Raw genomic sequence first — 14470 nt, 5'->3', positions numbered from 1 at the left:
CGGCAGATGGTGTAGCAGTTCCTTCGGGGCCCGGGTGCCGTACGGCACCCGGGCCCCTCTACGCGTGCCGCAGAGAGGTGCACATGACAGCAGACGACTCCTTCGGCCGTCTCGACGACGACGACTATCCGGCCTACACGATGGGCCGGGCCGCCGAGCTGCTCGGTACCACGCAGGGCTTTCTCCGGGCCATCGGCGAAGCCCGCCTCATCACCCCGCTGCGTTCCGAGGGCGGCCACCGCCGCTACTCCCGCTACCAGCTCCGCATCGCCGCCCGTGCCCGGGAGCTCGTCGACCAGGGCACCCCCATCGAAGCCGCCTGCCGCATCGTCATCCTCGAAGACCAGCTCGAGGAAGCCCAGCGCATCAACGCCGAATACCGCCGGGCCGCCGCCTCACAGAAGCCGACAACCGCAGGCTGAGGCGGCCCGGTCCCGCCCGTGCGCGGAGCGTACTGCGGGCCGGCGAGAAAGGCGGCGTCGTCACCCTGGTCACCCCGGACCGGCGCCGCGACATGAGCCGTCGCATGACCGCCGCCGGGATCGTGCCCCGGCCCCCCGAAACGCCTCGGCCCACTCATCAACTCACCTCTCCGCAGCCGCACTCCGTGGTCCGGCCCGGGAGGTCACCGGGAGAGACAAGGGAGAGCCGATCCCCTTGGATGCGCGGGCGGCCCCTGCGCCCAGCGAGAACCAGTGGGCACAAAAGTGCCCTCCGAACTGCGTTTCCGCAGCTCGGAGGGCATCCAACCGTGGAGCCTAGGAGAGTCGAACTCCTGACATCCGCCATGCAAAGACGGCGCTCTACCAACTGAGCTAAGGCCCCGGGGCCCTCTCGGGCATGCCCTAGCGTACCCAATCTTCCCACCGGAAACCGACCGGGTATCGCCCCGCGCCACCGCGCTCCGTAGGATGACGCGCAACTTCGCTCACGTGAAGCGATCAGGGGAGAACAAAGGGGAGAGAACGATGGACTCAGCCCAGCAGGAGGCCACGGAGAAGGCGAGAGAGCAGCAGACCACCTGGTACGGAGAGCCCCTGGGCACCCTTTTCCGCAGGCTGATCACCGACCTGGGCCTCAACCAGGCACGGCTCGCCGTCGTTCTCGGTCTGTCGGCACCCATGCTCTCCCAGCTGATGAGCGGACAGCGGGCGAAGATCGGCAACCCCGCCGTCGTCCAGCGGGTCCGCGCGCTGCAGGAACTTGCCACCGAGGTGCGCGCCGGCCACCTGAGCGCCGCCGAGGCCACCGCCGCCATGGACGACATCCGCCGCAACTCCGGCGGCAACGTCCTGGGCGCCCACTCCGGCACCGCCCGCTCCGGCTCCCTGGGCATCCCCGCCAACCCCACCAAGCGCGTCGTCCGCGAGATCCAGGCGCTGCTGCGCTCGGTCTCCGACGCCACCGAGATCCAGAGCGCCTCCCGGCTGCTCACCGACAGCCATCCCGAACTGGCGGAGTTCCTGCGGATCTACGGCATCGCCCGCACCCGTGAGGCCGTCGAGCACTACGAGAGCCACCAGGGCTGATGGGGAGGTCCTCGCGGGGGCCGTCGAGCTGCTGACCGGTGAGGAGGGCCTTGGGGGCACGGCAGCGGGTGGAGGTCGCGCAGCCGCCCTCCGCCCAGGGCGACCAGCAGCAGCACCCCGAGCCCTGTCCGTCACCGGTCGTCCTTCAGTACCTGGGCGCCCGGGGCCGACGCGGCGAGCGTCGTGAGATACGCGCCGGCGCGGCCGGCATGAGCATCGTGCCCGCCGCGCCCGCGAGACCCCTGTCCGCACGTCGTATCCGGTCCATGGTCACGTGGCCCCGCGACCCCGTGACGTACCGGGCCGCGTCCTGCCCGCCGGTCTACCCGCCGCTCAGCCGGAGCGCGCCGGACGGGCACAGGGCGACCGCTTCGCGTACCAGTGCCTCTTGCTCCCGGGTGGGTTCGGGGGCCAGGAGGACGACGGTGCCCTGGTGTTCCTCCTGGTCGAAGACCTCGGGCGCGGTGAGCGCGCACATCCCGGCTGCCACGCACACCTGTTGATCCGCCGTGATCCGGACGGCGGTCCGCTCCCCGCTCACCAGGTGACGGGCAGCCGGTGCAGCCCGTGGATGACGGCCCGGGTGCGTACGGGTACCTCTTCGGGCGGGGCGGCGAGCCGTAGTCCCGGGAAGCGCCGCAGGAGGGCGGGGAAGGCCAGCCGCAGCTCGACCCTGGCGAGTTGCTGGCCCAGGCACTGGTGGATGCCGTGGCCGAAGGCGAGATGCCCCGGCCGGCCGGCCGCAGCGCCGGGGCGGTCCGCGTCGGTGAAGCGCTCCGGGTCGCGGTTGGCGGCACCGAGGTGGAGAGTCACCGTCTCGCCGGCCCGGACCAGCTGACCCTCTATCTCGACGTCGGTCACGGCGGTACGGACGAGGACGTACACCACGCTGAGGTAGCGCAGCAGTTCCTCGACGGTGGTGTTGATGGTGGCCGGATCGGCGGCGGCGGCCCGGAGGGCCGGGTCGGTCAGCAGGACGAGGGTGCCCAGCGCGAGCATGTTGGCGGTGGTCTCGTGTCCTGCGATGAGCAGCAGGGTGGCCATGCCGGCGATCTCGCGGTCGGAGAGCGTGGGGTCGGCGGCCAGGGAGCTGATCAGGTCGTCGGCGGGCTCGGCGCGTTTCCGGGCCACCAGTTCCTGGAGGTAGCCGGTCAGCCGGTCCAGGGCCGCGGTGACCTGCTGCTCCGGGAGCTCGAAGTCGATGAGCTGTTCGGTGTCGCGCCGGAAGCCGGCCCGGTCGGAGTAGGGGACGCCGAGCAGTTCGCAGATGACCAGGGAGGGGACGGGCAGCGCGAAGTCCCGTACCAGGTCGGACGGGGGTCCGGCGGCGGCCATCGCGTCGAGCCGCTCGGTGATGATCTCGCTGATCCGGTCCTCCAGCTGCCGCATCCGGCGCACGGTGAACTGTCCGGTGAGCAGCTTGCGGTAGCGGGTGTGGTCGGGCGGGTCCATCAACAGGAAGAAGCCGGACGGGGTGACGTCCTTCGGCTTCTCGGCCCGCCCCATGGGCGGGTGGTTGAGTTCGGGACGGGGGCTGAACCGGGGGTCGGCGAGGATCGCGCGGGCGGTGGTGTGGCCGGTGGCCAGCCAGCCGAGGTGGCCGTCGGCGAAGGTCATGCGGCGGATGCGCGGTTCGCCGGCCGGGGCGGTCAGCCCGGGCGGCGGATCGAAGGGGTTCGGCCGGGTGAGGGGCAGCGTCTGCGGTGCGGGTTCCGCGGCCGTGCCGGACAGCGTCACATCGCTCATGACCACGCCTTACCCCGGAAAACATCACTCGATGCAAAATCTCACCTGATGAAAATTTTCAGCAAGCGCTATTTTCGGCCACGGTGTGCTAGGTTCTCGCCGTGACCGAGGAACCGGGGCTGCGCCAACGCAAGAAACGCCGCACCCGGCAAGCCCTCATCGAAGCCGCCCTGCGCCTGTTCGCCGAACAGGGATACGAGCGCACCACGCTCCACCAGATCGCCGCCGCGGCCGACATCTCCACCCGCACCTTCTTCAGCTACTTCGCGAGCAAGGAAGATGTGGTCTTCTTCGACTTCGAGCCGCGCCGCCTGCACGCGCTGGCCATCATCAGCGACCGCGCCCCCGGCGAGAGCCTGAGCGCGCTGCTGCGCCGCACCGTACGGGGCATCACCACCGACCGGGACACCGGCGTGGACCGGCTCTTCGCCCTCGCTCCCGTCCGCGACGCCCTGGTGGCCACGGTCCCCGCCCTCCAGGCCCGCGAACTCCACCTCACCTTCGCCCTCCAGCGGGATCTGGCCGACGCCCTGACGGAGGTCTTCGCCGGTGAACTCACCCCGCTCGACGCCATGACGGCCATCGGCGCGCTCAGCGGCGCCCAGCAACTGGTCGCCTCGGTGGTCCTGGAGAACGGCGGCTCGCCCGAGGACCTGCACGCCGCCATCACCCGCACCACCGACATCGTCCTCGACGGACTGCGCCGCCTGGACGGCCATCAGGAGGCGTCCGACAGCACAACGGGCCCCGGCCGCTAGCTGCGCGGCAGGGGCCCGGAGGCGATATGCCTGGGAGTCAGACGCCCGCTGGGGTGGAGTCGGCCGGCACGGTGTCCGTGGCCTCCGTCCAGAGGTCGTCCTCGGCCTTCTTGGCCTGGAGCTGCCGGTACACGAGGAGGCCACCGACGGTGGCCAGTGCGACCAGGAGGAGCTTCTTCACCGCGCTACCTCGTCCTTCTTCGACGTAAACAATCATCCGCCGCCCGATGATACCGAATGAGCCGGGCGAAGGGCCGCTGTCAAGAGCGAGCAGGGCTCACCCGGTCGGGCGGACCCGCCGAGCCCGGTGCCCCGAGCGGCGGTTGGCGTCAACCGATGACGCAGAACGCCCCCGGCCGAACCCGGCCGGGGGCGTTCACGCTGGTGGGGCTAACAGGACTTGAACCTGTGGCCTCATCCTTATCAGGGATGCGCTCTAACCATCTGAGCTATAGCCCCTCGCGCACGGCAAGGTTAGCGCATCCCGGCCCCGCTTCCCAAATCGGTTGGCGGAACCCTGATCTGCGGTTACTCGTCCTCCGCCAAGGTGACCTCCACACCGCCGACGAAGCCCGCCGACAGGTTGTAGATGAAGGCGCCCAGCGTGGCCAGCGCGGTGGCCAGCACCACGTCGATCACCGCGATCAGCGTGGTGAACATCAGCACCCGCGGCAGCGACAGGAACGCCTCCAGGTCGAAGCCCGAGCCGTCCTCCGCGCCCGTCGCCTCGATGATCACGTCACCGATGGAGGAGAAGACCCCCATCGCGTCCATGACCATCCACAGCACCCACACGGCGATGATCGTGCAGATGCCGACCGCGATCGACAGCAGAAAGCTGACCTTCATCACGGACCACGGGTCGGCCTTGGCCACCCGCAGCCGGGCCTTGCGGGTACGCGGCACCGTACGGGCCCCCGTACGCGGCCGGCGCACCCCTCCGCCGGAGGTGCCACCGCCCAGGGTGCCTCCCCCGGAGGTTCCCCCGCCGCCCTGGTGGCCGACGGACGGGGCACCGCCCGGCGGCGCCGGGTAGGCCTGCGGCGGATGGTACGTCTGGCCGGTCTGCCCGTCCTGTGAATAAGGATCCACCGGTCTGGCGCTGGTCATCGTGGAACCCCCACGAGTCGTCTCTTCCTGGGACGGCCCGGCGGACTGTGGCCCGGCCTCACTGCTCGTACCGCTCGTAGCGCCCTGTGCGGCGCCCGCGGCACCCCTCACGCCTACTCCTCGTCGCTTGTGACCGGGCCGGCGTCACCCTCGGCGCCGCCGTCGCCCTCGATGGCCTCGACTTCCTCGGCCTCCCGGCCCGCCTCGGCGTTGCGTGCGATACCGACGACGGCATCCCGCTTCCCGAGGTTGATGAGCTGGACGCCCATGGTGTCACGGCCGGTCTCCCGCACCTCGTTCACCCGGGTACGGATCACGCCACCGCCCAGGGTGATGGCCAGGATCTCGTCGGTGGCCTCCACCACCAGCGCGCCGACCAGCGAACCGCGGTCCTCGACGATCTTCGCCGCCTTGATCCCCAGGCCGCCGCGGCCCTGCACCCGGTACTCGTCCACCGGGGTCCGCTTGGCGTAACCGCCGTCCGTGGCGGTGAACACGTACGTGCCCGCCCGCACCACGTTCATCGACAGCAGCTCGTCACCGGGGCGGAAACTCATCCCCTTCACCCCGGACGTGGCCCGGCCCATCGGCCGCAGCGAGTCATCGGTGGCGGTGAACCGGATGGACTGCGCCTTCTTGCTGATCAGCAGCAGATCGTCGTCCGCCGAGACCAGTTCGGCACCGATCAGCTCGTCGTCGCGGCCGTCCTCCATCTCCCGCAGGTTGATGGCGATGACCCCGCCCGAGCGCGGCGAGTCGTAGTCCTTGAGCGCGGTCTTCTTCACCAGACCCGACTTGGTGGCCAGCACCAGGTACGGCGCCGCCTCGTAGTCGCGCACCGCGAGGATCTCGGCGATCCGCTCATCGGGCTGGAACGCCAGCAGGTTCGCCACGTGCTGGCCGCGCGCGTCGCGGCCGGCGTCCGGCAGCTCGTACGCCTTCGCCCGGTACACCCGGCCCTTGTTGGTGAAGAACAGCAGCCAGTGGTGCGTGGTGGAGACGAAGAAGTGGTCGACGATGTCGTCCTCGCGCAGCTTGGTGCCGCGCACCCCCTTGCCGCCGCGCTTCTGCGCCCGGTAGTCCACCGTCTTGGTGCGCTTGACGTAGCCGCCGCGCGTGATCGTGACGACGATGTCCTCTTCGGCGATCAGGTCCTCGATGGACATGTCGCCCTCGAACGGCACCAGCGCGGTGCGCCGGTCGTTCCCGAACTTGGCGACGATCGCCGCCAGTTCCTCGGAGATGATGGTGCGCTGCCGCGCCGGGGAGGCCAGGATCGCGTTGTACTCGTCGATCTTCGCCTGGAGCTCGTCGTGCTCGGCGATGATCCGCTGCCGCTCCAGGGCGGCGAGGCGGCGCAGCTGCATCTCCAGGATCGCGTTCGCCTGGATCTCGTCGATCTCCAGCAGCCGCATCAGGCCGCCGCGCGCCACATCGGCCGTGTCCGAGCGCCGGATCAGCGCGATGACCTCGTCGATGGCGTCCAGGGCCTTCAGCAGACCGCGCAGGATGTGCGCCCGCTCCTCGGCCTTGCGCAGCCGGTAGCGGGTGCGGCGCACGATCACGTCGATCTGGTGGTTCACCCAGTTGCGGATGAACGCGTCCAGCGACAGGGTGCGCGGCACCCCGTCCACCAGCGCCAGCATGTTGGCGCCGAAGTTGGTCTGCAGGTCGGTGTGCTTGTAGAGGTTGTTCAGCACCACCTTGGCGACCGCGTCCCGCTTGAGGACGATCACCAGCCGCCGGCCGGTGCGCGAGGAGCTCTCGTCCCGTACGTCGGCGATCCCGCCGACCCGGCCGTCCTTCACCAGATCGGCGATCTTCAGCGCGAGGTTGTCGGGGTTGACCTGGTACGGCAGCTCGGTGACCACCAGGCACTGCCGGCCCTGGATCTCCTCCACCGCGACGACCGCCCGCATGGTGATCGAGCCGCGACCGGTGCGGTACGCCTCCTCGATGCCCTTGCGGCCCACCACCAGCGCGCTGGTGGGGAAGTCGGGGCCCTTGATCCGCTCGATCAGGGCCTCCAGCAGTTCCTCGGGGCTCGCCTCGGGGTGCTCCAGGTACCACTGGGCGCCGGCCGCGACCTCGCGCAAGTTGTGCGGCGGGATGTTGGTGGCCATGCCGACCGCGATACCGGCCGAGCCGTTGATGAGGAGAGAGGGGAAGCGCGACGGGAGGACCGTCGGCTCCTGGTTGCGGCCGTCGTAGTTGTCCTGGAAGTCGACGGTCTCCTCGTCGATGTCCCGGAGCATCTCCATCGCCAGCGGCGCCAGGCGGCACTCGGTGTACCGCATGGCGGCGGCCGGGTCGTTGCCCGGGGAGCCGAAGTTGCCGTTGGAGTCGACCAGCGGCATCCGCATGGTCCAGGTCTGGGCGAGCCGCACCAGGGCGTCGTAGATGGAGCTGTCGCCGTGCGGGTGGTACGTACCCATGACGTCACCGACGACGCGGGCGCACTTGTAGAAGCCGCGCTCGGGGCGGTACCCGCCGTCGTACATGGCGTACAGCACGCGCCGGTGCACCGGCTTGAGGCCGTCGCGCACGTCGGGCAGCGCGCGCGAGACGATCACGCTCATCGCGTAGTCGAGATACGAACGCTGCATCTCGGTCTCGAGCGTCACCGGCTCGATGCGCTGGACCACTTCTTCTTCGAGCACCGCGGCGGGGTTCTCGGCGATGGGGGAGTCCCCGCCGTCCGAGGGGGGAGTGATGTCGTCGGCCATGACGGAAGTCGGATTCCTCTCAAGCTGCTCAGGCTGCTACGGCTGCCAGGTGGGTGGTGCTCAGATGTCCAGGAACCGGACGTCCTTGGCATTGCGCTGGATGAAGGACCGGCGTGCCTCCACGTCCTCGCCCATGAGGATGGAGAACAGGTCGTCGGCGGCGGCGGCGTCATCGAGCGTCACCTGGCGCAGCACGCGGTGCGCGATGTCCATGGTGGTCACGCGCAGCTCTTCGGCGTTCATCTCGCCCAGGCCCTTGAAGCGCTGGATGGAGTCCTCGCGGATGCGCTTGCCGCGCTCGCGGCCCAGCAGGATCAGGGAGTCACGTTCCCGGTCGGAGTAGGCGTACTCGAACTCGTCGCGGCCCCACTTGATCTTGTACAGGGGCGGCTGGGAGAGGAAGACGTGTCCGGCCTCGACCAGGGGGCGCATGAAGCGGAAGAGGAGGGTGAGCAGCAGGGTGTTGATGTGCTGGCCGTCGACATCGGCGTCCGCCATCAAGATGATCTTGTGGTAGCGGAGCTTGTCGATGTCGAAGTCCTCGTGGATACCGGTGCCGAACGCCGAGATCAGCGCCTGGACCTCGGTGTTCTGCAGGACCTTGTCGATCCTGGCCTTCTCCACGTTGAGGATCTTGCCGCGGATGGGCAGGATCGCCTGGAACTGCGGATCACGGCCGGCCTTGGCGCTGCCGCCGGCCGAGTCGCCCTCCACGATGAAGATCTCGCACTTGGCGGCGTCGTTGGACTGGCAGTCGCTGAGCTTGCCGGGCAGCGAGGCCGTCTCCAGCAGACCCTTGCGGCGGGTGAGATCGCGCGCCTTGCGGGCCGCCACCCGGGCGGTGGCCGCCTGGATGGACTTGCGGATGATGTCGGCGGCCTCGGACGGGTTGCGGTCCAGCCAGTCGGTGAAGTGCTCGTGCACGATCTTCTGCACGAACGTCTTCGCCTCGGTGTTGCCCAGCTTCGTCTTGGTCTGGCCCTCGAACTGCGGCTCGCCCAGCTTGACGGAGATGATCGCCGTCAGACCCTCGCGGATGTCCTCACCGGTGAGGTTGTCGTCCTTCTCGCGCAGCAGCTTCTTGTCCCGGGCGTACCGGTTGACCAGCGCGGTCAGCGCCGCCCTGAAGCCTTCCTCGTGGGTGCCGCCCTCGTGCGTGTGGATGGTGTTGGCGAAGGAGTAGACCCCCTCGCTGTACTGGGTGTTCCACTGCATCGCGATCTCGACCGAGAGCTTGCGCTCGGTGTCCTCCGCCTCGATGTCGATCACCGAGGGGTGCACCGGCTCGCCCTTGCGGGAGTTGAGATGCCGCACGAAGTCGGAGATGCCGCCCTCGTAGTGGTACGTCACGGTACGCGGCTGGTCGTCGTCCTCCGCCGCCACCGAGTCCGCACCCGAGGTCTGCTTCGCCGCCGCCCGCTCGTCGGTCAGCGAGATGGTCAGCCCCTTGTTCAGGAACGCCATCTCCTGAAAACGCCGCGACAGCGTCTCGAAGGAGTAGACCGTCGTCTCGAAGATGTCGCCGTCGGCCCAGAACGAGACCGTCGTGCCCGTCTCGGACGTCTCCTCGTGCCGCGCCAGCTCAGCGGTGGGCACGCCCAGCGCGTACTCCTGCGTCCAGCGGTAACCGTCCGTACGGATATCCACCGCCACCTTGGTGGACAGCGCGTTCACCACGGACACGCCCACCCCGTGCAGACCGCCGGAGACCGCGTAACCGCCGCCGCCGAACTTGCCGCCCGCGTGCAGCACCGTCAGCACGACCTCGACCGCCGGCTTGCCCTCCGAGGCCACCACGCCCACCGGGATACCGCGGCCGTTGTCCACGACCCGGACCCCGCCGTCCGCCAGCAGCGTCACATCGATGGTGTCCGCGTAACCGGCCAGCGCCTCGTCGACCGCGTTGTCCACCACCTCGTACACCAGGTGGTGCAGACCGCGTTCACCGGTCGACCCGATGTACATGCCCGGGCGCATACGCACCGCGTCCAGGCCCTCCAGCACCGTGATCGCACTGGCGTCGTACGCCGCAGCCTCCGTCGGCACACCGAGCGCGACCTCCGGCTCTTCGCCGGGGGTCGGAATGTTCTTGTTGGAATCGCCGGAATCGGCCACGAAGCGCCCTTTCTGGCACAGCGCGAGCCGTTTGCGTTCCCACAGAAACGGCTGCGTCGTTCGACTTGGTCCGTGACAGCACGGATGCGGTCCAGTCTACCGCTAGCGCCAACCTCGATGGCGGTTTGCGGGCCCCTGAGTCCGCATGTGCCGCCCTGAACTGGCATCCCCCGACTCCCCATATGCGGCCCCGGGGCCGCATCCGCTCCAGGCGGCGCACAGCGCCTTCACCTGTCAACCCACAGCAACGTGACCGGCATCACATCGCAAGGGGAACAAATCTACCCATACGTGTCGCCCGGGCCACGGCTTCCCGGCGCCCTCAACCGGCCACCCGCACCACCGGAACGCGGCGGACCACCGGGCCCCAGCACCTTGATCAACCGCACCGAACCCTGACCCACGTCCGCGTTCAGTTTCCGCACCACCTGAGGCGCCATCCACCGCAACTGCGTGGCCCACGCAGTCGAGTCACAGCGCACCGCCAGCACCCGCTCCGCCTCGTCGAACGACAACGGCTCACAGTGCGCGGCGATCTCCGGCCCCACCAACTCCGGCCAGCGCCCCATCACCCCGCCCACCGCCAGCGGAACCTCCCAGCCCCGCTCCACCCGCAACCGCTCCACCGCCGCGCCCAGCAACAGCGGATCACGCCCACCCGGACGCGCCCCCGACCGCAGACCCCCACCACGCCGCGCCTGCCGGCGCTGACCGGCCTGATCACCGCGCTCCTTGGCCCGCGCCTTCGCCGCCCGCAACGCCACCCGTGCCAGATCCACCCCGGTGGGCTCCGGCGCCCCCGCGCCGTCCTTCTTCCCCTGCCCGGCCCCCCGGCCCTGCGGCCCGCTCCCGTCACTCAGCACGCTCGACCCGCCCGTCCGACACCGCGAACCTGACCCCCGCCAACGACGCGGGCACGTCCTCGGCCACCGCCGCCGTCACCAGCACCTGCTCCCCGCCGGCCACCAGCCCCGCCAGCCGGTCCCGTCTCCGCGCGTCCAACTCCGCGAAGACGTCATCGAGTACCAGCACCGGCTCCGGGCCCTCCTCCCGCAGCAGCCCGTACGCCGCCAGCCGCAACGCCAGCGCCAGCGACCACGACTCCCCGTGACTGGCGTACCCCTTCGCCGGCAACTCCCCCAGCCGCACCACCAACTCGTCCCGGTGCGGCCCCACCAGCGTCACCCCGCGCTCGATCTCCCGCTTGCGCGCCTCCCCCAGCGCCGCCAGCAGCACCCCGTACAGCTCGTCGCGGCCCGGCTCCCCGTCCACCGGCTCCTCGGTGGCCGCCGAACGGTACTCCAGCCCGACCGGACCGCCCCCCGGCGCCAGCTCCTCGTACGCCTTGTCCGCCAACGGCCCCACCGCCGCCAGCAACCCGAGCCGCTGACCCCACAGCTCGGCACCCGCACGCGCCAGATGCTGATCCCACACATCCAGCGTCGACAGATCCACCCCGCGGCCACCGTGCCGCCGCGCCATCGCCGCCGACTTCAGCAGCGTGTTCCGCTGCCGCAGCACCCGCTCGTAATCCGACCGCACCCCCGCCAGCCGCGGCACCCGCGCGGTGGCCAGCTCGTCCAGGAACCGCCGCCGGTCCCCCGGATCGCCCTTCACCAGCGCCAGATCCTCCGGCGCGAACAGCACCGTGCGCACGATCCCGAGCAGATCCCGCGGCCGCACGGGCGAGGAACGGTTGATCCGCGCCCGGTTCGCCCGCCCGGGGTTCAGCTCCAGCTCCACCAGCTGACGCCGGTCCCCCTCGACCACCGCGGCCCGCACCACGGCGCGCTCCGCCCCGGAGCGCACCAACGGGGCGTCCGAGGACACCCGGTGGCTGCCCAGCGTCGCCAGATAGCCGACCGCCTCGACCAGATTCGTCTTCCCCTGCCCATTCGGGCCCACGAACGACGAAACGCCCGGGCCGAGTTCCACCTCGGCCCGGGCATAGGACCGGAAGTCCGCCAGCGACAGATGCGTCACATGCACGATGCGCCCCGCCGGCCCGCCGCTACTTGCTCTCGACCGCGTGACCACCGAACTGGTTACGCAGCGCCGCGATCATCTTCATCTGCGGCGAGTCGTCCTGCCGCGAACCGAACCGCGCGAACAGCGACGCCGTGATCGCCGGCAGCGGCACCGCGTTGTCGATCGCCGCCTCCACCGTCCAGCGGCCCTCACCCGAGTCGGCCGCGTAGCCGCGCAGCTGCTCCAGGTGCTCGTCGTCGTCCAGCGCCCGCACCGACAGGTCCAGCAGCCAGGAACGGATCACCGTGCCCTCCTGCCAGGACCGGAAGACCTCGCGCACATCGGTGACCGAGTCCACGGTCTCCAACAGCTCCCAGCCCTCGGCGAAGGCCTGCATCATCGCGTACTCGATGCCGTTGTGGACCATCTTCGCGAAGTGCCCGGCACCCACCTTGCCCGCGTGCACCGCGCCGAACTCGCCCTCGGGCTTGAGCGCGTCGAAGATCGGCTGCACCCGCGCCACGTGCTCGGCGTCACCGCCGTACATCAGCGCGTAACCGTTCTCCAGGCCCCACACACCACCGGAGACGCCGCAGTCCACGAAACCGATGCCCTTGGACGCCAGCTCACGCGCGTGCTTCTCGTCATCGGTCCACCGCGAGTTGCCGCCGTCGACGACGACATCCCCGGGCTCCAGCAGCTCAGCCAGCTCGTCCACGGTGGACTGGGTCGCCTCGCCGGCCGGCACCATCAGCCACACCACGCGGGGCGCGGCCAGCGAATCCACCAGTTCCTTGAGACTGTGCACATCCGAGACATCCCGCTGGTGGGCATACCCGACGACGGTGTGACCGGCACGGCGGATGCGTTCGCGCATGTTCCCGCCCATTTTGCCCAGGCCGACGAGACCCAGCTCCATCAGGACTCCTTCATCGTGCTCAACACTTCACGCCGAGCCTACGCCCGCGCCCTCGCGCTCACCTGCGGGGTCAGCCGCTCAGACGGCTGGCGCCGTACGGTCGGTGACCGTACGGCGCGATCCGGTAACCCGTTCCGTCTCAGCCGGACAGGCGCACCGGCATGATCAGGTACTTGTACGCCTGATCCGCCTCGGCGTCCTTCGCCGGGCGGCCACTGAGCAGCGCCGGCTTCGTCGAGGTGGTGAACGCCAGCTGCGCCACCGGGGAGTCGATCGCGCTCAGACCCTCCAGCAGGAAGCCCGGGTTGAAGGCGATCGAGATGTCGTCGCCCTCCAGGTCCGCGTCCACGCGCTCCACAGCCTGTGCGTCGTCGCTGGAGCCGGCCTCCAGCGTCAGCACGCCCTGCTCGAAGCTCAGCCGCACCGGGGTGTTCCGCTCGGCCACCAGCGCCACACGCTTGACGGCCTCCACGAACGGCGCCGTCTCGATCACCGCCACCGAGTTGAACTCGGTCGGGAACAGCGTGCGGTACTTCGGCAGATCGCCCTCCAGCAGCCGCGTGGTGGTACGCCGCCCGGCCCCCTCGAAGCCGATCAGGCCCTCGCCGGACCCCGAGCCCGACAGCGCCAGGGAGACCGTCTCACCGCCGCTGAGCGACTTCGCGGTGTCCAGCAGCGTCTTCGCGGGCACCAGGGCGACGGCCGACACATCGGCGATCTCCGGCTTCCACAGGAACTCGCGCACCGCGAAGCGGTAGCGGTCGGTGGAGGCCAGGGTGACCGTGTCGCCCTCGATCTCGATCCGCACACCGGTCAGCACCGGCAGGGTGTCGTCACGGCCCGCCGCGATCGCCACCTGGGAGACGGCGGACGCGAACACCTCGCCCGGCACGGTGCCGGTCGCGGTCGGCATCTGCGGCAGCGCCGGGTACTCCTCCACCGGCAGGGTGTGCAGCGTGAACCGGGACGAGCCGCACACCAGCGAGACCCGCACCCCGTCGGTGGAGATCTCCACCGGACGGTTCGGCAGCGCCCGGCAGATGTCGGCGAGCAGCCGGCCGGACACCAGGACGGTGCCCTCCTCCTCGGCGTCCACCTCCACCGAGACCCGCGCCGAGACCTCGTAGTCGAAGCCGGACAGGCTCAGCATGCCGTCCTCGGCCTTCAGCAACAGGCCAGCGAGAACCGGCACCGGCGGTCGGGCCGGCAGGCTCCGCGCGGCCCATGCCACCGCCTCCGCGAGCACATCGCGTTCTACCCGGATCTTCACTTCAGCCGCCTCCTGCTGTCGCTGGCTGCTCCCAGCCCTTGCTGCCTTGCTGGCTCTCTACCGGCCACCAGTCTGACGCACGGCACTGACAGTAGGGGTTCGAGTGCGTCAAATCGATCCGGGACGGGTAGACCGCAGGAGGCCCGTTCATCCACAGCACCCACTTCGAAACGACTTCCCCGCTCTAACTGTGTCGTAGTAGTAGTAGGGCCTGTGGAAACCGTGGATAACTCCCTTTTCCCAGCTCAGGCCCGGTTTTTTGTCCACATGCCCTGTGCATGGACCGGTGGATGAACAGGGGGTCCCTGTGGACGGCGGCCCGGTCGTCC

The 14470-nt window shown here is 69.9% G+C and carries 13 protein-coding genes and 2 tRNA genes; 3 read left to right on the top strand and 12 right to left on the bottom strand.

The window, feature by feature from the left end:
• Positions 1–83: 83 nt before the first annotated feature.
• Positions 84–422, top strand: a complete 339-nt coding sequence (locus tag SXIM_RS13360) for a MerR family transcriptional regulator (RefSeq protein ID WP_030732636.1) — start codon at positions 84–86, stop codon at positions 420–422.
• Between the two features lie 330 nt (positions 423–752).
• Here SXIM_RS13360 and SXIM_RS13355 read toward each other — a convergent pair.
• Positions 753–825: transfer RNA gene (locus tag SXIM_RS13355), tRNA-Ala, on the bottom strand.
• Between the two features lie 143 nt (positions 826–968).
• Between SXIM_RS13355 and SXIM_RS13350 the strand changes: the two genes are divergently transcribed.
• On the top strand, positions 969–1529 hold the full coding sequence (locus tag SXIM_RS13350; RefSeq protein ID WP_030732633.1) for a helix-turn-helix domain-containing protein: 561 nt from the start codon (positions 969–971) through the stop codon (positions 1527–1529).
• A gap of 322 nt (positions 1530–1851) precedes the next feature.
• Here SXIM_RS13350 and SXIM_RS13345 read toward each other — a convergent pair whose 3' ends face one another.
• Together SXIM_RS13345 and SXIM_RS13340 are read right to left on the bottom strand one after the other, a co-directional pair.
• Complete coding sequence (locus SXIM_RS13345) at positions 1852–2070, bottom strand: ferredoxin (protein WP_030732622.1); 219 nt, start codon at positions 2068–2070, stop codon at positions 1852–1854.
• A complete protein-coding gene (locus SXIM_RS13340; RefSeq protein ID WP_046724116.1) occupies positions 2067–3275 on the bottom strand; it encodes a cytochrome P450 in 1209 nt (402 codons plus the stop codon). Before SXIM_RS13340 ends, SXIM_RS13345 begins: the two co-directional genes overlap by 4 nt.
• A 101-nt stretch (positions 3276–3376) precedes the next feature.
• On the opposite strand from SXIM_RS13340, the gene SXIM_RS13335 reads away from it, so the two are divergent.
• Positions 3377–4033 (top strand): TetR/AcrR family transcriptional regulator, encoded by a 657-nt coding sequence (locus tag SXIM_RS13335; RefSeq protein ID WP_046724114.1) that lies wholly within the window; start codon positions 3377–3379, stop codon positions 4031–4033.
• 37 nt (positions 4034–4070) lie between these two features.
• Here the strand turns inward: SXIM_RS13335 and SXIM_RS13330 are convergent, their stop codons facing one another.
• The 9 genes from SXIM_RS13330 to dnaN form a co-directional block, all read right to left on the bottom strand.
• A complete protein-coding gene (locus tag SXIM_RS13330) occupies positions 4071–4214 on the bottom strand; it encodes a DLW-39 family protein (protein ID WP_218941161.1) in 144 nt (47 codons plus the stop codon).
• Positions 4215–4415: 201 nt separating this feature from the next.
• Positions 4416–4492 (bottom strand) — tRNA-Ile (locus tag SXIM_RS13325).
• 69 nt (positions 4493–4561) lie between these two features.
• Positions 4562–5143 (bottom strand): DUF3566 domain-containing protein, encoded by a 582-nt coding sequence (locus tag SXIM_RS13320; RefSeq protein WP_046724112.1) that lies wholly within the window; start codon positions 5141–5143, stop codon positions 4562–4564.
• Positions 5144–5256: 113 nt separating this feature from the next.
• Positions 5257–7869, bottom strand: coding sequence for a DNA gyrase subunit A (gene gyrA / locus SXIM_RS13315; RefSeq protein ID WP_030732603.1), 2613 nt, complete (start codon positions 7867–7869; stop codon positions 5257–5259).
• A gap of 60 nt (positions 7870–7929) precedes the next feature.
• Positions 7930–10005, bottom strand: a complete 2076-nt coding sequence (gyrB, locus tag SXIM_RS13310; protein WP_078635497.1) for a DNA topoisomerase (ATP-hydrolyzing) subunit B — start codon at positions 10003–10005, stop codon at positions 7930–7932.
• A gap of 260 nt (positions 10006–10265) precedes the next feature.
• Positions 10266–10847 (bottom strand): DciA family protein, encoded by a 582-nt coding sequence (locus tag SXIM_RS13305; RefSeq protein WP_376047924.1) that lies wholly within the window; start codon positions 10845–10847, stop codon positions 10266–10268.
• Positions 10837–11973 carry a DNA replication/repair protein RecF gene (gene recF / locus SXIM_RS13300; protein ID WP_030732594.1) on the bottom strand — a complete coding sequence of 379 codons (1137 nt, stop codon included), beginning with the start codon at positions 11971–11973 and terminating at the stop codon, positions 10837–10839. The genes SXIM_RS13305 and recF overlap by 11 nt, the downstream gene beginning before the upstream one ends.
• A gap of 22 nt (positions 11974–11995) precedes the next feature.
• On the bottom strand, positions 11996–12871 hold the full coding sequence (gene gnd, locus SXIM_RS13295) for a phosphogluconate dehydrogenase (NAD(+)-dependent, decarboxylating) (protein WP_030732591.1): 876 nt from the start codon (positions 12869–12871) through the stop codon (positions 11996–11998).
• Positions 12872–13010: 139 nt separating this feature from the next.
• On the bottom strand, positions 13011–14141 hold the full coding sequence (gene dnaN, locus SXIM_RS13290) for a DNA polymerase III subunit beta (protein WP_030732589.1): 1131 nt from the start codon (positions 14139–14141) through the stop codon (positions 13011–13013).
• Positions 14142–14470: the final 329 nt, after the last annotated feature.

The organism is Streptomyces xiamenensis (assembly GCF_000993785.3).
Taxonomy (GTDB): domain Bacteria; phylum Actinomycetota; class Actinomycetes; order Streptomycetales; family Streptomycetaceae; genus Streptomyces; species Streptomyces xiamenensis.
Note: the sequence above shows the minus strand (reverse complement) of the source record. Positions and strands in the feature narration are given on the sequence as shown.